General features: G+C 60.5%; 15 protein-coding genes and 2 pseudogenes. 6 read left to right on the forward strand and 11 right to left on the reverse strand.

Features of this window, described 5'->3' with window-relative positions:
- Positions 1-41: 41 nt before the first annotated feature.
- Together HDC30_RS22380 and hppD are read left to right on the forward strand one after the other, a co-directional pair.
- Positions 42-989 (forward strand): DMT family transporter, encoded by a 948-nt coding sequence (locus tag HDC30_RS22380; RefSeq protein ID WP_183784962.1) that lies wholly within the window; start codon positions 42-44, stop codon positions 987-989.
- A gap of 245 nt (positions 990-1,234) precedes the next feature.
- Positions 1,235-2,311 (forward strand): 4-hydroxyphenylpyruvate dioxygenase, encoded by a 1,077-nt coding sequence (gene hppD, locus HDC30_RS22385; protein ID WP_115989844.1) that lies wholly within the window; start codon positions 1,235-1,237, stop codon positions 2,309-2,311.
- A gap of 177 nt (positions 2,312-2,488) precedes the next feature.
- Here the strand turns inward: hppD and rarD are convergent.
- The 4 genes and pseudogenes from rarD to HDC30_RS22405 all read right to left on the reverse strand — a co-directional run bounded on the left by rarD (position 2,489) and on the right by HDC30_RS22405 (position 7,126).
- Positions 2,489-3,369, reverse strand: a pseudogene (gene rarD, locus HDC30_RS22390) (EamA family transporter RarD).
- A gap of 286 nt (positions 3,370-3,655) precedes the next feature.
- Positions 3,656-4,669: an aldo/keto reductase gene (locus HDC30_RS22395; RefSeq protein ID WP_183784964.1), complete on the reverse strand. Its 1,014-nt coding sequence runs from the start codon at positions 4,667-4,669 to the stop codon at positions 3,656-3,658.
- A gap of 69 nt (positions 4,670-4,738) precedes the next feature.
- Entirely contained in the window at positions 4,739-5,638 is a 900-nt protein-coding gene (locus tag HDC30_RS22400) for a LysR family transcriptional regulator (RefSeq protein ID WP_183784966.1), read from the reverse strand.
- Between the two features lie 177 nt (positions 5,639-5,815).
- On the reverse strand, positions 5,816-7,126 hold the full coding sequence (locus tag HDC30_RS22405) for an MFS transporter (protein ID WP_027611996.1): 1,311 nt from the start codon (positions 7,124-7,126) through the stop codon (positions 5,816-5,818).
- Positions 7,127-7,298: 172 nt separating this feature from the next.
- On the opposite strand from HDC30_RS22405, the gene HDC30_RS22410 reads away from it, so the two are divergent.
- The 3 genes from HDC30_RS22410 (at position 7,299) to HDC30_RS22420 (ending at position 11,680) form a co-directional block, all read left to right on the forward strand.
- A complete protein-coding gene (locus HDC30_RS22410) occupies positions 7,299-8,420 on the forward strand; it encodes a sugar diacid recognition domain-containing protein (protein ID WP_183784968.1) in 1,122 nt (373 codons plus the stop codon).
- 246 nt (positions 8,421-8,666) lie between these two features.
- Positions 8,667-9,809, forward strand: a complete 1,143-nt coding sequence (locus HDC30_RS22415; RefSeq protein ID WP_183784970.1) for a glycerate kinase — start codon at positions 8,667-8,669, stop codon at positions 9,807-9,809.
- Positions 9,810-10,054: 245 nt separating this feature from the next.
- Positions 10,055-11,680 carry a methyl-accepting chemotaxis protein gene (locus HDC30_RS22420; protein WP_150370522.1) on the forward strand — a complete coding sequence of 542 codons (1,626 nt, stop codon included), beginning with the start codon at positions 10,055-10,057 and terminating at the stop codon, positions 11,678-11,680.
- Positions 11,681-11,748: 68 nt separating this feature from the next.
- Here the strand turns inward: HDC30_RS22420 and HDC30_RS22425 are convergent, their stop codons facing one another.
- Entirely contained in the window at positions 11,749-12,483 is a 735-nt protein-coding gene (locus tag HDC30_RS22425; protein WP_150370523.1) for a hypothetical protein, read from the reverse strand.
- Between the two features lie 232 nt (positions 12,484-12,715).
- On the opposite strand from HDC30_RS22425, the gene HDC30_RS22430 reads away from it, so the two are divergent.
- The gene (locus HDC30_RS22430; RefSeq protein ID WP_183784972.1) at positions 12,716-13,903 is read left to right on the forward strand and encodes a pyridoxal phosphate-dependent aminotransferase; all 1,188 of its coding nucleotides are present in this window, start codon (positions 12,716-12,718) and stop codon (positions 13,901-13,903) included.
- A 143-nt stretch (positions 13,904-14,046) separates the two neighbouring features.
- Here the strand turns inward: HDC30_RS22430 and HDC30_RS22435 are convergent, their stop codons facing one another.
- From HDC30_RS22435 to HDC30_RS22460, 6 genes and pseudogenes are all read right to left on the reverse strand, one after another.
- Positions 14,047-15,024 carry a D-glycerate dehydrogenase gene (locus HDC30_RS22435; RefSeq protein ID WP_183784974.1) on the reverse strand — a complete coding sequence of 326 codons (978 nt, stop codon included), beginning with the start codon at positions 15,022-15,024 and terminating at the stop codon, positions 14,047-14,049.
- A gap of 21 nt (positions 15,025-15,045) precedes the next feature.
- A pseudogene (locus HDC30_RS22440) lies at positions 15,046-16,337 on the reverse strand (MFS transporter); the annotation flags it as partial.
- Positions 16,338-16,433: 96 nt separating this feature from the next.
- A complete protein-coding gene (locus HDC30_RS22445; protein ID WP_183784976.1) occupies positions 16,434-17,441 on the reverse strand; it encodes a sugar kinase in 1,008 nt (335 codons plus the stop codon).
- A complete protein-coding gene (locus HDC30_RS22450) occupies positions 17,434-18,216 on the reverse strand; it encodes a sugar phosphate isomerase/epimerase (protein ID WP_183784978.1) in 783 nt (260 codons plus the stop codon). Before HDC30_RS22450 ends, HDC30_RS22445 begins: the two co-directional genes overlap by 8 nt.
- A 154-nt stretch (positions 18,217-18,370) precedes the next feature.
- Positions 18,371-19,396, reverse strand: coding sequence for a LacI family DNA-binding transcriptional regulator (locus tag HDC30_RS22455; protein WP_183784980.1), 1,026 nt, complete (start codon positions 19,394-19,396; stop codon positions 18,371-18,373).
- Positions 19,397-19,562: 166 nt separating this feature from the next.
- Positions 19,563-20,204, reverse strand: a complete 642-nt coding sequence (locus HDC30_RS22460) for a DUF1345 domain-containing protein (RefSeq protein ID WP_027611985.1) — start codon at positions 20,202-20,204, stop codon at positions 19,563-19,565.
- Positions 20,205-20,358: the final 154 nt, after the last annotated feature.

Consider the following 20,358-nt stretch of genomic DNA (forward strand, 5'->3'; position numbering starts at 1 on the left):
GAATGATACGCCATCCTTCAACTTCTTTCGTTTGGAGCATCATGCGCAACCTTGAGCAAACCCACCTAACGGCCTCCGACCGGCCGGTATACCTGACGCTGGCAGCGGTAACCATGATTTGGGGCGGGACCTTTGTCGCCGGGCGTTTTCTGTCGGGCAGCCTCAGCCCGTTGTTCACCGCCAGCCTGCGCTTCCTGCTCGCCAGCGTCGCGTTGCTCGGATTTCTGTGGATAGCGCGTATCCCGCTGGCGCGACCGACGCCCCGGCAATGGCTGCAACTGAGTTTGCTGGGGCTCTTCGGCATTTTCTTCTACAACCTGTGCTTCTTTTATGGCCTGCAGTACATCAACGCTTCACGGGCTTCGTTGATTGTCGCGTTGAACCCGGCCGTGATCGGTCTGGCCTCGTGGTTGTTGTTCAAGGAGCGCCTGGGTCGGGCGAAAGTCGCCGGTATCGCGATCTGCATCACGGGCGCCGGCCTGGTGATTGTCAGCCGTGACCCGCAATTACTTGCCGTGACACCCGATGCGTGGATCGGTGATCTGTTGATTTTTGGCTGCGTGTTGAGCTGGGGTGTTTACTCGCTGTTTTCCCGGGGGCTGAACCAATCCATCGGCCCGCTGCAGACCGTGACCTTTTCCGTGTTGATCGGCAGCGGGATGCTGTGGGCGCTGGCAATGTTGCGTGGCGAGGTCAGCGGAGCAGCCTTGATCAACCTCGGCACAGCACAATGGCTGAGCCTGATTTACCTCGGCGTGTTCGGCTCGGCGCTGGCTTACATCGGCTACTACGATGGCATCCGCAAAATCGGCGCGACCCGATCCGGCGTGTTCATTGCCCTGAATCCGCTGACCGCGGTGGTGCTCGGCGCGTTGCTGCTCGGCGAGCAACTGACGTTGAGCATGTGCCTGGGCGGCGGGTTGGTGCTGGTGGGGATTTACCTGTGCAACAAACCCCTTGCACCGATGCGAAAAAGGCGGATTTTATAGAGAGGGCAGACAACCCTATTTACGCTGTGTAGAATCCGGTTACGCATACAATAATAAACGTCTTCTGGCAGCAGAAGCCTCGCCCGCAAGAGCCTTGGGTCGACAATGAAGATATTCGGGTTTCAACTGATCTACGGTGACTTCCTCGCCCGCAGTGTGCGAGGCATCTCCTGCGCACCTCCCGCCGGTCTCAGCATTACTGACAAATAACTCTGGTTAATTGATAAGAATGATGAGGCGTCACCATGGCAGATTTATACGAAAACCCAATGGGCCTGATGGGCTTTGAGTTCATCGAGTTCGCATCGCCGACTCCTGGCACCCTGGAGCCGATCTTCGAGATCATGGGCTTCACCAAAGTCGCGACCCACCGCTCCAAGAACGTGCACCTGTACCGTCAGGGCGCGATCAACCTGATCCTCAACAACGAACCCAATAGCGTGGCTTCGTACTTCGCGGCCGAACACGGCCCGTCGGTGTGTGGCATGGCGTTCCGCGTGAAGGATTCGCAAAAGGCCTACAGCCGCGCACTGGAACTCGGTGCTCAGCCGATCCACATCGAAACCGGCCCGATGGAGCTGAACCTGCCAGCGATAAAGGGCATCGGCGGCGCGCCGCTGTACCTGATCGACCGTTTTGGTGAAGGCAGTTCGATCTATGACATCGACTTCGTGTTCATCGAGGGCGTTGATCGCAACCCGGTCGGTGCCGGTCTGAAGATCATCGACCACCTGACCCACAACGTGTACCGCGGCCGCATGGCCTACTGGGCCAACTTCTACGAGAAGCTGTTCAACTTCCGCGAGATCCGTTATTTCGACATCAAGGGCGAATACACCGGCCTGACCTCGAAAGCGATGACCGCACCGGACGGCATGATCCGCATCCCGCTGAACGAAGAGTCGTCCAAGGGCGCCGGGCAGATCGAAGAGTTCCTGATGCAGTTCAACGGCGAGGGCATTCAGCACGTGGCGTTCCTCACCGACGACCTGATCAAGACCTGGGATCAGTTGAAGAAGATCGGCATGCGCTTCATGACCGCACCGCCGGACACCTACTACGAAATGCTCGAAGGCCGCCTGCCGAACCACGGCGAGCCGGTGGATCAACTGCAATCGCGCGGCATCCTGCTCGACGGCTCGTCGAACCCGGACGACAAGCGCCTGCTGCTGCAAATCTTCTCGGAAACCCTGATGGGCCCGGTGTTCTTCGAATTCATCCAGCGTAAAGGCGATGATGGTTTCGGCGAGGGCAACTTCAAGGCCCTGTTCGAATCGATCGAGCGTGATCAGGTGCGTCGTGGTGTGCTCGCAACCGAGTAATCCTCCACCAGAAATGAAAAAATCCCGGCTTGCAGTCATGCACAGCCGGGATTTTTTTGCGTCCGCAAAAACTGTGGGAGCGGGCTTGCTCGCGAATTCGGTCTTTGGTTCAAGGTCTTTGTTGACTGAACTGACGCTTTCGCGAGCTAGCCCGCTCCCACAGTTGTTTGGTTGTTTTTAAGACCTGCGTTGTCGCATCAGGTGTTTGAAGCCTTCGAAGATTAGCACCACAACGGCGAGCCAGATCGGAATGTAGGTCAGCCACTCGCCGGCCTTGATGCTTTCACCGAGCAACAGCGCCACGCCGAGCAGCAACACCGGCTCGACGTAACTGAGCAAACCAAACAGGCTGAACGGCAGCAAGCGGCTGGCAATGATGTACACCACCAGCGCCGAAGCACTGATCAGACCGAGCAGCGGAATCAGCCAGAGCAAGCCCGGATACTGATCGAACACGGCGAAACCTTGCTCACCACCGCGCACGAACCAGACGCCACCGGCAGCATCAAGGTCATGTCGACCCACAGACCGCCCAGGTTGTCGGTCTTCAGGCGTTTGCGCAGGACGAAATACAGCGGGTAACCGACCACGACCACCAGGGTCGCCCAGGAAAATCCGCCGACCCGATACAGCTCGTTCGCCACGCCGAGAACGGCAAAGAACACCGCGATTTTCTGCAGGTACGACAGGCTGTCGCCGTACACAATGCGCCCGGTCAGTACCATCGCCAGCGGCAACAGGAAATAACCCAGCGACACATCGAGGCTGTAGCCGTTGAGCGGCGCCCACATGAACAGCCACAACTGCACGCCGAGCAAACCCGACGAAACAATCAGACCGCCAATCAGCTTTGGATAGCCCGCCACCTTGCGCAGCAACTCCAGCACCCGCCGCCATTCACCCGACACCAGCATGAACACGGTCATGCACGGCACAGTCAGCAGCATCCGCCAGCCGAAGATTTCCACGCCGCTCAACGGAGTGAGCAGCGAGGTGTAGTAATACATAACGGCAAACAGCACCGAAGCTGAAACCGATAGAGCGATACCTTTAGACAAACTGTCCTCGCGGATGGGTGATCAAACAGGGCGCGCAGGATACGTGGTTTTTGTGCTGAATATTGGCCGGGGCGGTCAATATTTTCTACATGAACCCAAAAGCCCCTCACCCTAACCCTCTCCCAGAGGGAGAGGGGACTGACCGTAGGGTCTCGCGACATTCAGCGATGTGAAAGTCCGAGTCGATTATGCATTCAACACAACAGCTTCAGGCAAAAGCGTAGCTTCAATATTCCCCGATCGGTTCCCTCTCCCCCGGGAGAGGGCTAGGGTGAGGGCGGGGGGCTCACGTCGAACGCGGTTTACGGCCCGACACAAAATGGCTCACATCGTTAAACCCCGGCGTCGAAGCATGCCCCGGCGTCACCAGCGAGTCGATAAACGCTTCATCCTCCGCCGTGATCTGCACCGCCTGCGCCTTGGTGTAAGCGTCCCACTGCTGTTCGGTACGCGGCCCGACAATCGCCGAGTTCACCGCGCTGTTGTTCAGCACCCAGGCAATCGCGAATTCGACAATCCCGACGCCACGGCCCTGGGTGTACTGCTGAATCTGCTGGGCGATGCGCAGCGATTCCACGCGCCATTCGGTTTCCAGAATGCGTTTGTCCTGACGCCCGGCGCGGCTGTTGGCGTCCGGGGTTACGTCGGGTGCGTATTTGCCGCTGAGCACGCCACGGGCCAGCGGGCTGTAAGGCACCACGCCGAGGCCATAGGTTTGCGCGGCGCTGATCTGCTCGGTCTCGGCCTGACGGTTGACGATGTTGTACAGCGGCTGGCTGATCACCGGGCGATCAACGCCGAGGTTGTCGGCGATACGGATCACTTCGGCGATGCGCCAGCCGCGATAGTTCGACAGGCCCCAGTAACGGATCTTGCCCTGGCGAATCAGGTCGCCAATTGCCGATACGCTGACTTCCAGCGGCGTATTGTGGTCTTCGCGGTGCAGGTAATAGATGTCGAGATAGTCGGTGCCAAGACGGGTCAGGCTGGCCTCCAGACCATTGAAGATGTGCTTGCGGCTCAAGCCGCTGCGGTTTGGCACGCCGTCCGCCGGGCCGAAACCGACCTTGGTCGCCAACACCCATTCGTGCCGATGGCGGGCGATCGCCTCGCCGACGATTTCTTCCGAGCGGCCATTGGTATAGACGTCGGCAGTGTCGATGAAATTGATGCCCTGATCCCAGGCCTTGTCGATGATGCGCAGCGAGTCCTCGGCGCTGGTCTGCTCGCCAAACATCATCGTGCCGAGGGTGAGGGTGGACACCTGCAACCCCGAGTGCCCCAGTGTGCGGTAGCTCATGCCGAAATCCTTTTATCGGGTGGGAAAACTTCAATCAAATACCAGAAGCATCCGACGGGGCAAAGTGAATTATCGACTGAGCGCTGCGCAACGCATCTGCAAAAACGCCTGCAACACCCGAACGCGCTCGGACACTTGCACCCGATGCGGGCACAGCAGATTGAACGGCACGCTCTCGCCATGCCAGTCATCGAACAGCGTCAGCAGGCGTCCGCCGCGCACGTCCTCGGCGATGTCCAGCCACGCCTTGTAGGCAATGCCATGCCCGGCCAGCGCCCAGCGCCGCGCGACTTCGCCGTCATCGCTGAAGTAATCGCCGTGGACTTCAACCTCCAGCGTTTCGTCCTCGCGACTGAAGCGCCAGGTGTTGTAGGGCCGACCATTGCGCAGGTAGAGCAGAGCGCTGTGCTCGCGTAATTCACCGGGATGTCGCGGTGTGCCATGGCGGGCGAGATAGTCGGGGCTGACGCAGGCAACGCGGCGATGCGCGGGCAGAATCGGCAACGCTACCAGCGTCGAATCACTTGGCACACCAAAGCGCAGCGCGACATCCACGGTTTCGCGGAACAGATCGGCGTGCCGATCGTTGAGCAGCAATTGCAGTTGAATATTCGGGTGTGCACGTTTGAAGTCGTCCAGCCACGGCAACAACACGTTGCGCCCGAAGTCCGAGGGCGCCGCCAGTTGCAGCACACCGCTGAGGCCTTCGCCGTGTTGCCTGAGCGCTTGTTCACCTTCGGCCAGTGCACCGAGGGCGATGCGCACGCTGTCGAGATAACGCCGACCTTCTTCGGTCAGGCGCATGCTGCGGGTAGAGCGCGCGAGCAGGCGGATGCCGAGGCGGGTTTCCAGACGCTTCAGCGCGATGCTTGCGGCGGCCGGCGTCAGTTCCAGCGCGCGGGCAGCGGCAGAGATGCTGCCGGAGTCGGCCACGCGGACGAAGATCTCCAGATCGAGAATCGAGCTCATTGGTAAAAATCCTTTAAAGATTCGTGCGTTTTTGCGGGATTTTTCCGTCATTGGCAAGTTCGGGCGTTGCAATCAGTGAGCAAAAAAAGATCGCAGCCTGCGGCAGCTTCTACAGGGAAACGCGTATTTCCGTGCAGGCGCTGCCGCAGGCTGCGATCTTTTGATCTGGAAGCGTGATTACGCGCGCAGCGTCCGCGTCATGCGCAATGCCAGCAAACTCCCGCCAACAATCACACCCGCCAGCAGATACAACGCCGCATCGGTCGAACCGGTGCTGTCCTTGACCCAACCCACCAGGTACGGGCTGAGGAAACCGGCCATTTGCCCCATCGAGTTGATCAACGCCAGACCACCGGCCGCGGCGCCCGCGCTCAACAGGGCAGTCGGCACTGGCCAGAACATCGGCAGACCGGTCAGCGCGCCCATGGTGGCAATGGTCAGGCCGAGAATGGCGATGGCTGGGTTGGCGGCGAAGTTCACCGCGATCAGCAGACCGAGCGCGCCCATCAGCATCGGTACGACCAAGTGCCAGCGACGCTCTTTGCGCAAGTCCGCCGAACGCCCCACCAGCAGCATGAACACCGCCGCCAGCAGATAGGGGATCGCACTCAGCCAACCGATCACCAGGTTGTCGCTGAAGCCGAGGTTCTTGATGATCGACGGCAGCCAGAAGTTGATCGCGTACACGCCGCTCTGGATGCAGAAGTAGATCAGGCCGAAGGCCCAGATCGCCGGGTTCTTGAACACCGCGAGCAGCGAGTCCGAGGTGGTTTTCGGTTTGTTCGCCAGGTCTTCGGCCTGATCCGCCTCAAGCACCGCGCGCTCGTGCGGGCTCAGCCACTTGGCATTGGCGAAGCTGTCGCTGAGCAGGAAATAGGCGAGGGCGCCGAGGATTACGGTCGGAATGCCTTGCAGCAGGAACATCCACTGCCAGCCGGCCAGTCCACCCTGGCCGGCGGCGAAGTGATTGAGGATCCAGCCGGAGAACGGGCTGCCAAGCAAACCGGAGACCGGGATCGCCGACATGAACAGCGCCATGATCCGGCCACGGCGGAACGTCGGGAACCACTGCGAAAGATACAGCACCACGCCCGGGAAGAACCCGGCTTCGGCGGCCCCGGTGAACAGGCGCAGGGTGTAGAACTGGGTCGGGGTGGTGACGAACAACAGGCAGGTCGACAGCGTGCCCCAAGTGATCATCATCAGCGCGATCCAGCGTCGCGGGCCGAATCGGGTCAGCGCCAGGTTGCTCGGCACGCCGCACAGCACGTAGCCGATGAAGAAGATCCCGGCACCGAGGCCGTAAACGGTTTCACTGAACTTCAATGCGTCGAGCATCTGCAGTTTGGCGAAGCCAACGTTGACCCGGTCGAGGTAGTTGAACAGGTAGCAGATGAAGATGAAGGGGATCAAACGCAGGGTGATGCGTTTGTAGACGGCGTTTTTACCGTCGTCGATGGTCTGGGTAGCTGCGGCGCTCTGCGACATAGCGGCTCTCTCTTTATTATGATTTTTTGCGATGCACAGGTTAACGTTGATCGCCCCGAGAGTCTCGGCCACCTGTGGCCGGATTGTCTTTGTGCCTGAGCACAGGGTTTGCCGCCAGACCCTGTGCGGGTGAACAACCGTCCGCCGCCGCTGCTTAAGGATTTTGCCGATCATGTTCGAACTCGATCACGACCTCGCTCAGGATATCGTCGACCGGGCCATGGCCATTTTGCCCTACAACGTCAACGTCATGGACAGCCAGGGCCTGATTCTCGGCAGTGGCGAGCCGGAGCGCATCAACACCCGTCACGAAGGTGCGCAACTGGTGCTGGCCAACGGGCGGGTGGTAGAGATCGATGCACAAACCGCTGTGCACTTGAAGGGTGTGCAGCCGGGCATCAACCTGCCGCTGATGCTTGATCAACGCCTGATCGGCGTGCTCGGCATTACCGGCGAACCGGAGCAACTGCGCACCTACGCCGAACTGGTGCGCATGACCGCCGAAATGCTCGTCGGCCAGCGCAACCAGCAGGCCGAGCAGCAATGGCGGCGCCAGCGTTGCGATGACCTGTTGGCGTTGCTGTTGAGCGAAGCCGGCGACTCGCCGCGGCTAGTCGATGAGGCGCAGCAACTGGGGCTCAAGCCGCAGTTGACCCGGGTGCCGTATCTGTTCGAACTGGGTCTGGAGCATGGGCCGGGGCAGACCGTCGAGGCGCTGAGCGCGTGGTTGACCTCGCGCTATCCGGACAGCTGGTGCGTCAGTTCGGCCAAGTCGTCGCTGCTGTGGTGCCGACCCGCAAGTCAAACGGTTGAGCATGATCGCCTGCTGGAAAAACTCGATGGCCTCGGCTGGAATATTCTGCGCATCGCTGTGGGTGGGCAGGCGGATGGGCTGGCCGGGTTACGCCGCTGTTATCGGCGGGTTGGCGATCTGCTGGCTTATGGCCGGGAAGTGCTGCCGCAATTGCGACTGCTGACGCTCAATCGCTATCGCTTGCCGGTGATGCTCTGGCGCCATCGCAACGATGATGCGCTGGATGAATTGCTCAAACCGTTGCGCAAAGTCATCGCCAAAGACAGCAACGGCCAGTTGCTCGCAACCCTGCGCAGCTGGTGTGAACACGACGGGCAGAGTCAGGCCTGCGCCGATGCGCTGGGCATTCATCGCAACAGCTTGCGTTATCGGATGGAGCGGATTGCCGAGTTGAGCGGGGTTGATCCGCTGAAACTCGACGGGATGCTGGCGTTGTACCTCGGGGTGCAGTTGCTGCCGCAGATTGATCCGGCGATATGAGTTGTTCTTAAGTCCGCCATCGCTGGCAAGCCAGCTCCCACAGGTTTACAAGGTGATTACAAGTTTTGTAGCCACTGAAGATCCCTGTGGGAGCTGGCTTGCCAGCGATGAGGCCCGAACATTCGGCATCAAGTCCAAACCTTTTGTAGAAATGAACAATAAACGCCCACCGCGCTTGTGCAGCGGACCGGCGTCAATGCGCAGGCCGACTGGCAGCATGAGGTGCATTGGAACTGGAGAATTCGCATGAAGATCGTCATCGCCCCCGATTCGTTCAAGGACAGCCTGAGTGCCCAAGGCGTTGCCGAAGCCATTGCGCTGGGGCTGGCGCAGGTCTGGCCGCACGCAACACTGGTCAAATGCCCGATGGCCGACGGCGGCGAGGGCACGGTGGAATCGATTCTCGCCGCTTGCGAGGGTGAACTGCGCCGCACCCGAGTACGCGGGCCGCTGGGTGCGCCGGTCGACGCCGCGTGGGGCTGGTTGCCACACAATCACACCGCGATCATCGAAATGGCCGAGGCCAGTGGTTTGCAATTAGTGCCTACGGGGCAACGCGATGCCTGCATCACCAGCACCTTCGGCACCGGCGAACTGATTCGCGCCGCGCTGGATGCCGGCGCGCAACGGGTGATTCTGGCGATTGGCGGCAGCGCCACCAACGATGGCGGTGCCGGTGCGATGCAGGCGCTCGGGGTGAAATTGCTCGATGCGCAGGGGCAGCCATTGGTGCCGGGCGGCTTGGCGCTGGCACAACTGGCGCGACTGGACTTGAGCGAGCTTGATCCGCGTCTGGCCCACGTGCGCTTCGACATCGCCGCCGACGTCAACAATCCGCTGTGCGGCCCACACGGGGCCTCGGCGATTTTCGGCCCGCAAAAAGGCGCATCACCGGCACAGGTGCAACAACTGGATCAGGCGCTGGGGCATTTCGCCGAGCTCTGCGCGCAAGCGTTGGGCAAGGACGTTCGCGATGAGCCGGGCAGTGGTGCGGCGGGGGGATTGGGTTTTGCGGCCAAGGCGTTTCTTGGCGCGCAATTTCAGGCCGGCGTGGAAGTGGTGGCCGAGTTGGTGGGGCTGGCCGAAGCGGTCAACGGCGCCGATCTGGTGATCACGGGAGAAGGGCGGTTCGACGCGCAAACCCTGCGCGGCAAGACCCCGTTCGGCGTGGCGCGGATTGCCAAGCAGCACGGCGTGCCGGTGATCGTCATCGCCGGCACCTTGGGTGAGGGTTATCAGGAACTCTACGAGCACGGCATCGACGCCGCATTCGCCGTCACCAGCGGCCCGATGACCCTGGAGCAGGCGTGTGCCGAAGCTCCACGCTTGTTGCGCGAACGGGCGACTGACATTGCCCGCGTCTGGCAGATGGCCAAACTCAATGAGTGACTTCCTGAAGATGTTGTGGAGAGGGGATAAATCCCCTCGCCACAGAGGGTTGGTGTCAGGGTGTTTCAGTGATGAAACATCTTGAAAAATATTTTCGCTTTACACCAAATCTTCCTAAAGCCCCGCCGATACAGAGATCAGGCGCACACAGATTCCCTCGAACAGTGACGCCACACTGAACCCGCCCCAAGGTCCAGTGATGATGGCAAGGACGCTCGCAGTTACCTCTATCCGAGAGTCCAACCATGTCCTTGCGTAACCTGAATATCGCGCCCCGTGCCTTCCTCGGTTTTGCCTTTATCGCCTTGTTGGTGATTGTCCTTGGCGTGTTCGCCGTCAACCGCATGTCGACCATCCGCCAGGCTTCCATCGACATGGATACCAACCAACTGCCCAGCGTCACCTACCTTGGCGTGGTGACGGAAAACGTTCTGCGCCTGCGGATTCTGTCGTTCCGGATTCTGGTCAACCGCGACCCGGCAGGCCTGCAAGAAGCGCAAACACGCATCGGCGTGCTGGTGGACAAGGTGCGCAGTGCTCAGGCCAGTTACGCCGCGTTGCCGGCAGAGAGCGAAGAGCGTGCGTTGTATCAGACGTTCGCGACCACGCTCGACAACTACCTGCAAGCGCAAAACCAGATGATGGAGCTGTCGCGTCAGGACAAGGTCGACGAGATGCGGACCTTGATCAACACGCGAATCAAGGACGGCACCGACCAGATGGGCGAGCAACTCAACAAGCTGATCGCGATCAACGCGGCGGGTGCGAAAGTCGCCTCCACCCAGGCCGGTGAGCATTACGACAGCGCCATTACCGGCATCATCGTTGTTGCCGTGGTCGCCGCGCTCGCCACGGTCGTGTTGGCCCTGCTGCTGACCCGCAGCATCGTCACCCCGTTGAACCGTGCGGTACAGGCTGCGCAAACCATCGCTGGCGGCAACTTGACCCAGTCGATTGAAGTCGACGGCAAAGACGAAGCCACCCAACTGCTGCAAGCCCTGTCCACGATGCAGATCAACCTGCGCAAAACCATCGAACAGATCGCCGGCTCCGCGACTCAGTTGGGCGCGGCGGCCGAAGAGCTGAGCGCGGTCACCGAAGAAGCCTCCCGTGGCCTGCAACAGCAGAACAACGAGATCGAACAGGCCGCCACCGCCGTCAACGAAATGACCGCCGCTGTGGAAGAAGTCGCACGTAACGCGGTCTCGACCTCCGAAGCCTCGAACCAGTCGACCCAGGCCGCTCGCGAAGGTCGCGATCAAGTGGTGAAAACCGTCGACGCGATCCAGACCATGACCCATGACGTGCAGAGCACTGCGCAAATGATCGAAGGCCTCGCCGCGCAGGGCCGCGACATCGGCAAGGTGCTCGATGTGATCCGCGCTATCGCCGAACAGACCAACCTGCTGGCCCTCAACGCGGCGATCGAAGCGGCGCGTGCCGGTGAGGCCGGACGCGGTTTTGCGGTGGTAGCGGACGAAGTACGCGCCTTGGCCCATCGCACTGCGCAATCGACTCAGGAAATCGAAAAAATGGTCGCTGGCATCCAGAACGGTACCGGCGAAGCGGTGTCGTCGATGCAGCAAAGCAACCAGCGCACCCAGACCACTCTGGAAATGGCCCGCGCTGCGGGTGTGGCGCTGGAGCAAATCACCCAGTCGATCCACCAGATCAACGAGCGCAACCTGGTGATCGCCAGCGCCTCGGAAGAACAGGCGCAGGTCTCCCGTGAAGTTGATCGCAACCTGGTCAACATCCGTGATCTGGCCACGCAGTCCGCCGCCGGCGCGAATCAAACCAGCGCCGCGACCCATGAACTGTCGCGTCTGGCGGTGGATTTGAATGCGATGGTGGCGCGCTTTGTGATTTGAGAAATACGCAGTTGCCTGAAGTGGGCCGAACCAGATGAGTGTTCGGCCCACCTCGAAGAGTCAGCGCTTCAAGACAGGTCCACGTTGACTTGCTTAAACGAAGATAGTTGCCCAAGGTTTCCTGCACGATCGCGCAGCCTGTAAAACGCGAACATGGTGCCGGAGCCTATCCCACGGATAGTCGCGCCACTCAGTTTGATAACGGTAGATGAAGTTGCGTCACGCACCGTTTCAATGATGACCGGCTTCGACGCAAGTGAGCCAAAGTGAAATTCGATACTGTCGCAGGCTAGCTGCTGCATATAGATGCCAATGGTTACCAGAACTTCATCATTGTGGGTGGCGAGATACTGCTGTGTGATCCCCTCACTGTCGATTTCTGGTGGAAATTGCGGAGGCTCTCCCGGATTGCCGAAGTTGGGAGCCGTTAGATCAACCGTAATCGGCGTGCTCCTTGCCGGCGCTGTATTCCCGCCAATATTGACGATATATGAAACCTCGTGCTCGCCTTCCTGTGCCAGGCAGGTCTCAGGGATATGGGCCGCAAATGGGAAAAGCGCCGGGTCGATGGGTGTCGTAAAAGGATAGTCCGCCACCGGTTTCTCATTTAACAACAGCGTCAACAGTACTTGCACTGGCACTGGTTCAGGAGGTGAACACTGCCAGTCTGGAATCAACACCTTTAGTGGCGATACCAATGCACTCAATGGCAACAGGTTAACCTGACTGCCAGGGAAATTGGGTTGCGCATCGGGGATTTCCGGTGCGTCCAATAAGATGATTTTTTCATTTAGATTCGTCATCGTTTCAACACTCCGTCGTTTCTATTAGAGGTGGCCGCAGTTGTTTCCTCATGTTGATTAAGCGAGCATTTGTGAAGTGGGTCTACTGTCAACTCTGACAGGTAGTCAGTCGACCGCTAATCGACCACAGTACGAAGTTCTTCTTTAAATTCATCCAAAGGACAAAGCGGCTGGCGCGGTTTGTGATTTGACCTAGGGTGAAGGCTGGAAACCGCGCAATCAGGAGACGTGCATGCGCTATTCAGCCTTGACCCAACGCATCGCCGGGGAGGGCGCCGCAGCCTGGCAGATTCATGACCGAGCGCTGGAGCTGCGCGCCGAGGGTGTCGATATCCTGCTGCTGAGTGTAGGGGATCCGGATTTCGACACGCCGTTGCCGATCATCCACGGCGCCATCGACAGTCTGCTGGCCGGCGATACGCATTATTCCGAAGTGCGTGGCCGCTTGGCGCTACGCAAATTGATCGCCGCCCGCCACCAGCGGCGCAGCGGTCAGGTGGTGGATGCCGAGCACGTGATCGTGCTGCCCGGCGCGCAATGCGCGGTGTATTCGGTGGCCCAATGTCTGTTGGATCCGGGTGACGAAGTGATCGTCGCCGAGCCGATGTACGTGACCTATGAGGGTGTGTTCGGCGCGTGCGGTGCGACGGTGGTGCCGGTGCCGGTTCGACCGGAAAACGGCTTTCGTGTTGATCCCGCTGATGTCGCTGCGCGGATCACGCCGAAGACCCGCGCGATGTTGCTCAACAGTCCGAATAATCCTTCCGGCGCGAGCCTGTCGCTGCTGATCTGGCAAGAGTTGGCGGCGCTGTGCGTGCGCCACGATTTGTGGCTGATCAGTGACGAGGTCTACAGCGATCTGCTCTACGAGGGCGAACACATCAGCCCGGCGAGCCTCCCGGGCATGGCCGAACGCACGGCAACCATCAACAGCCTGTCGAAATCCCATGCCATGACCGGTTGGCGCATTGGCTGGTCGATCGGGCCGAAGGTGCTGGCCGAGCATCTGGTGAACCTGTCGTTGAGCATGCTGTTCGGCCTGCCGGATTTTGTGCAGAAAGCAGCGGAGGTCGCGTTGGCAAGCGATCTGCCGGAGGTGACGCAGATGCGCGAGGAATATCGGTTGCGCCGCGATCTGGTGTGCGAGCGCTTGCGTGGTTGCCCGGGGTTGCAACCGATTCGCCCGAATGGCGGGATGTTCGTGATGGTCGATGTGCGCCAGACCGGGTTTGGCGCGCAGGGGTTTGCCGAGCGCTTGCTGGAAGGTTATGGGGTCTCTGTGCTGGCTGGCGAAGCGTTCGGGCCGAGTGCGGCGGGGCATATTCGTATCGGGTTGGTGCTGGATCGGGTGCAGCTGGCGGATGCCTGTGCGCGGATTGCGTTGTGTGCGGTGCAGCTGTTGCAGGCGCGTAGTGCCTGACAGTGTTGTGTTGCCTGAACTGGCCTCTTCGCGAGCAAGCCCGCTCCCACAGTGGATGGGTGTGTACATAATGTTATCTGTACACTCCGAACCCTGTGGGAGCGGGCTTGCTCGCGAATGCAATCTGCCATTCAGCGCATTTTTCAGCCCTGCCAAGCCACCGGATTCACCAGATTCATCGGCTTCTCCCCAGCCAAAGCCGCCAGCAGATTGTCCACCGCACACCTGGCCATCGCCTCCCGCGTCTCATGCGTCGCCGAACCCATGTGCGGCGTTGCCACCACATTATTCAGCTGCAACAACGGCGAGTCATGATTCAGCGGTTCACGCTCGAACACATCCAGCCCCGCCGCGCGAATCCGTTGATGGCGCAGCGCGTCGATCATTGCCGCTTCATCCACCACTTTGCCGCGCGAGATATTGATGAAGATGCTCTCGGGGCGCATCAGCGCAAACTGCTCGGCGCCAATCAGGCCTTCGGTCTGCGCGGTCAGCGGCAGGGTCAGGCAGATGAAATCCGCCTCTTGCAGTAGCGCCTCAAGGCTACGGTACTGCGCGTCAAAGCGCCCTTCGACCGCCGGTTTTCGCGACTGACTGTGGTAAAGCACCGGCATGCCAAAACCGAAATGTCCACGCTGGGCCAACGCCTCGCCGATGCGGCCCATGCCGATGATGCCCAGGGTCTTGCCGTGCACATCGGTGCCGAAATGCGTCGGGCCTATGTTGCGATGCCACTGGCCGCTGCGCACCATATTCGCCAGCTCGACCACGCGCCGGGCGGTGGCGAGGATCAGGGCGAAACCGGTGTCGGCGGTGGTTTCGGTGAGCACGTCCGGGGTGTTGCTGAGGAGGATCTTGCGCTGAGTCAGGTAGTCGATGTCGTAGTTGTCGACACCCACTGAGACACTGGCGATGGCCTCAAGCTGCGGCGCCAGATCGAGCAGCGCGGCGTCGAGTTTCAGGCTGGCGCCGAGCAAGCCATGGGCGCCGGGCAGGGCGTCACGCAGCTTCATCAGGCCGTCGGCGTCGAGGCTTTCGATCAACGTCACTTCACACTGTTGCTGCAGACGCGTCATCAGCGCTGGCGACAGTTTCTTGTACAGCACGACTTGCTTTTTCATGGGCAAAAATCTCTTCAGGAATGCGCCGGCACGGGACGCGTGACTACGGCTTTGGCCACGACACGATCACTGGCGCCAGGCTTGAGAAAAATCGTCAGCACCACCGACAGCAGCAACGCGCCGCTCATCAGCAGGTACGAAGCACCGGGCGAACCGGTGGAGCTGTTCAGGTAGCCGACCAGGTACGAGCCGCCGAACGAACCGAGCGCGCCCATGCTGTTGATCAGCGCCATGGCACCGCCGGCGACGTTGGCCGGCAGGATCTCCGGAACGATGGCGAAGAACGGCCCGTAAGGTGCGTACATGCAGGCACCGGCGATCACCAGCAGTGTGTATGACCACCAGAAATGTTCCGCGCCCAGGGCGTATGAACCGTAGAACGCAATGGAGGCGATCAGCAGTGGCGGCCAGACGAAGCGTTTGCGCTTCTGCAGTTTGTCCGAGCCCCACGACACCGCGAGCATGCCGATCACCGCCGCCAGATACGGCAGCGCCGACAGCCAGCCGGCCTCGATCATGTCCATTTGCGCGCCGGCCTTGAGGATCGACGGCAGCCACAGCACGAAGCCGTAGACGCCGATGCTCCAGCAGAAAAACTGCAGCGCCAGAATGATCACCTTCGGCGAGCGGAATGCTTCGGCGTAGTTCTTCACCGCTTTGATCCCGACCTGTTCGGCGGCGAGAGCGCTTTCCAGGTCGTGCTTTTCCTGTTCGCTCAGCCACTTGGCCTGAGCAGGACGATCATCGGCCAGCTTCCACCAGATAAACGCCCAGATCACCGCCGGCAAACCTTCGATGATGAACATCCAGCGCCAGCTGAAGTGCTGCACCAGATAGCCCGAAACCACCGACATCCACAGCATCGTTACCGGGTTGCCGAGGATCAGAAAGGTGTTGGCCCGCGAGCGTTCGGCACGGGTAAACCAGTGGCACAGGTAGACCAGCATCGCCGGCATCACCGCGGCTTCGACCACGCCGAGCATGAAGCGGATCACGATCAGCCAGTAGGCGTTCGACACCACGCCGGTCAGGGTGGCGAGGCCGCCCCAGAAAATCAGGCTGAAGAAGATCAGCTTTTTCACGCTGTGCTTCTGCGCGTAGATCGCACCCGGCACCTGGAAGAAAAAGTAGCCGAGGAAGAACAGCGCACCGAGCAATGAAGACAGGCCCGGGGTGATCATCAGGTCGGCGGCCATACCGGACGCGGCGGCGAAGCCGTAGTTGGCGCGATCCAGATACGCCAGGCTGTAGGTGATGAACACGATGGGCATGATGTACCACCAGCGGCGGGCGGCGAGGGTTGCGGTTTTCATGGTGTTGCTCCTGAGCTTGTTGTTTTTGTCGCAGCAGGTTCAATGAATCGGTTGTCTGAGCGGGCCTCATCGCGAGCAGGCTCACTCCTACAAGGGTTATGTGTTTGCCGCTGCAGCTGTGACTGGCGGAGATCCAATGTAGGAGTGAGCCTGCTCGCGATCAGCGGCCTCGAATTCAGCGACGAGCTCAGACCGGGTCGGCAAACCCTCCATATCCCCGCGACTCTGCACCGCCCGACTGCCAATCCAGTTCGCGCGTTGCACCGCCTCGGCAAAACTCTGATGCTCCAGCAGGGCACTGATCATGCCGACCGCAAAGCCATCACCCGCACCCACGGTGTCGACCACGTTGGCCACCGGCACCCCGGCGACAAAACCCTGATCCAGATGCGTGCAGTAATAGGCACCTTGCGGCCCAAGCTTGATCGCCACGGCTTCGGCGCCCTGATCGAGATAAAACGCCGCGATGTCCGCCGGATCTTCGAAGCCGGTCAGCAAGCGACCTTCGCTCAAGCCCGGCAAGACCCAATGGGCGAGGGCGGCGAGGCGGTTGATCTCGCGGATCATCTCTTGCTCGGTGGCCCACAGGCTCGGGCGCAGATTGGGGTCGAACGACACGCTGCGCCCGGCATGGCGCATGCGCGTCATCAGCTCGAACGACATTTCCCGGGCGCTCGCTGACAGCGCCGGTGGAATCCCGGTGGCGTGCAGGTGGCGAGCGCTTAGCAGGCTGTCAGTGATCGACAGCGATGACAGATGACTGGCCGCCGAGCCACGGCGGAAATACTCGACCTGCGGATCGCTGCCGTCGTCGTTACGCGACTTGAACTGGAAACCGGTCGGGTGCTGGTGATCGACTTCGACGTGACTGCAATCCAGACCTTCCTTGATCAAGGTCTCGACCACGAAACGTCCGAGGGAATCGGCGCCGACCCGGCTCAGCCACGCCACATTGAAACCCAGCCGCGACAGGCCGATCGCCACATTGCTGTCGGCGCCGGCAATGCGTTTGTGAAAATGCTCGACTGCAGCCAGATCACCGGTCTGCTCGGCGACCAGCATTGCCATTGTTTCGCCGAACGACAGAATATCGATGTCAGACATGGGCAGGCTCCAGGCGCGATTGACCAAGGCGGGCGAGGGCGGCGACGTGTTCCGTGGTCAACGCCACCAGATCATCGCCCTGCAACGGGTATTCGGCGGCACGCATAACGCCTTGGGCCATGTGCCGCAGCAGTTGTTCCCACAAATGCAGGTCGCTGACGGCGGGCGGCACCGCCACCAATTTGCCGTCGGCGCGGCGGGCCACGGCTTTGCAGTGCACGTAGCCGACGTGGCGTCCGAGCAGGCGTGCGGCGTTGGCGGCGGACTGGTCTTGCCACTGCCAGTTGCCGATATCGAAGGTCATCTTGATCGGCAAATCATGCTGCTCCACCGCCGCGAAAAAACGCTGGAACGGCTCGATGCGGCCGCCGTGCAGGGTCTGGTCGTTTTCCACCAGCAGCTGCACCGGGCTGGCGTCGAGCAGCTGTTTCAGCGCCTGCAAATCACAGTTGTCGGTGAAGTAACCGAGCGAGACTTTCAACCATTTCGAGCCAAACGCTTCTGCATGTTGCAGGGCGTTGATCAGCTCGGGATTGGGCCGCGCCTGACCGGCGAGCCACAGTTCGCTCGGCGACGAATAGATGCTTTGCAGTCCCTGCGCCCGAGTGGCGGCTTGCAGTTGCTCGGGCACTTCGCGAGTCAGCAACTCTTCGCGCCACTCGATGCGATCAGCGCCAGCGGCGGCCAGCACATCGATGAAGAAGTCCTGCCCGCGTTGGCGCACAAGTTCGGCGCCGTAGCTGGACAGGCTGATGGAAACGGCAGGTTTATTCATTGTTATCTACCTCTGAAACCGGTTTCATTTTTGTTCAAAAAAATCTGATTGATCTTCGTCGGGCGTTCGGGCGCCATCGCGAGCAGGCTCACTCCTACATTTGGAATGCGCTCCCCCTGTAGGAGTGAGCCTGCTCGCGATGGCGCCATAACAGTCACCGCAAAGATCCTCGGGTAGAACCCCGCTCAACCAGCACCGGCGCAAAATCCACTCTGCGCGCTATCTCGACATCCTCCCGCAAACGCTTCAACAGACACTCAAACGCCCGCGCGCCAATCTCGGCCGTTGGCTGGGCGAGGGCGGTAATTCCGCTGCCGACCAACGGGTACCAATCCAGATCATCCAGGGCAATCAGCCCGACATCCTCGAACAATCGGCAACCGATTTCGCGCAAGGCCAGGGTACAGGCCAGCGCTGCCACACCGTTGGCGCAGAACAGTGCTTTAGGCCCGGTAGCCGGTGTGTTCAAAAAGGTTTGAAGATCAGTGGCGAGTGCGTCGCCGGTTTCCAGCACCGCACCGGTCAATCCGGAACGCTGGGCAATCTGCGTCTGAAAACTGCTGACCCGCTCGATCCGCGAACTGGTGCCGTCATAAGGTTCAGTCACCATCAACACATCGCGATAGCCGCGCTGCTCAAGGTGCGTCAGGGCCATCTCGACAGCCTGCGCGTTGTTCAGCCCGAGCATGTCGCTGTCGAGGCCATCGACCTTGCGATCCACCAGCACCAGCGGCATTTCCCGGTGCAGTTCGTGGAGTTCGTCACGGTGATGACCGAGGGTGTTCACGATCAGCCCTTCGATGTTGTACGAGCGCAACAACGCCAGGTGTTGGCGTTCCTGCTCGTCATCGCGGTCGGTGTTGCACACCACCAGGCTGTAGCCATGCGCACGGCAGGCGGTTTCCACCCCGTGCATTACAGCAATCGAATAAGGGTTGCGGATATCGGCCACCAGCATGCCGATCAGGCGCGTGCGCCCGCGTTTCAGACCACGGGCCATTTGGTTCGGGCGGTAACCCAACTCGCTGATCGCCTGCTCGATACGCAGGGCGATGGCGTCGGAGAGCAGGGCGCGGTCATCGCCGATGAAGCGCGAGACGCTGGCCTTGGACACGCCGGCGCGTTCGGCAACATCGAGCATGGTCACGCGGCTGCGCTGGGCGGCGGAAAAGTCGTTCACGGAATGAAACCTTATTATTGGATTTATTCGTTTCGTGCGCCGCGATGGCGCTGAAACCGGTTTCAGGAAACACCAGAAGCTGACACTCCGTCAAGTGAATGCGCGTGGTACTTCAACTTGGCGCCGACGGGCGGTGCTCGGGGTTATTGAAGTATCTGCGCAATGCTCAGCCAAACAGGCCGGCAGCAATATTGATCGAAAAGCCCAGAATCGCGGTGTTGAACACAAAGCCGATCAATGATTGCGCCAGGACGATCTTGCGAATATCGCGGGTAGCCACGCCGACATCGGCAGTCTGCACTGCCACGCCGATGGTGAAGGAGAAATACAGGAAGTCCCAATAATTGGGCGTGGTCAGACCTTCAGCGAAACGCAGGGCCGGTTCCTTGCCGTCCCAGGTGTAAAACAGGCGCGCGTAGTGCACACAGAAGATCACCCCGATCACCAGCCAGGAACCTACGACGGTGACGGCGGTGAACGCGTAATGCAGAAGTTTGTGATGGGTATCCAGATCCTTGGTGCCGGCCAGTTCCAGGGTGATGGCGGCCAGGCTGGCCAATGCTGCGATGCACACCACGAACAGCACCAGTCCGGCATTCTCGTCTTCGACGACGGCGATGCGTTTGACGTCCGGTGCCTTGGCTCGGGTGGCGAGCCAGAACATCAGGATCAGGTAAGTCCAGACGCCGGCGTTCCAGCCGATGAGGATTTTGCTGACGACGGAGTCGGCAGGGACCAGCAGGCCGGTGGCAAGGCCGACCAAAGCGGCGGCGGACAGGCGAGGGTGGGTGCGGGCGAGAAAGCGCATGGGGACTCGATGGGCCAGGATGTTTTTACACCTTAGCCCAGCGACGTCTCGGATGACCACTGACTTGACTGTTCGAATGACCTTGTGGGAGCGGGCTTGCTCGCGAAAGCGCTGTGTCAGCCAGATGAATACTGACTGACACGACGCCTTCGCG

Origin of the sequence: Pseudomonas sp. JAI115, from assembly GCF_014200835.1 — a bacterium.
Taxonomy (GTDB): domain Bacteria; phylum Pseudomonadota; class Gammaproteobacteria; order Pseudomonadales; family Pseudomonadaceae; genus Aquipseudomonas; species Aquipseudomonas putida_A.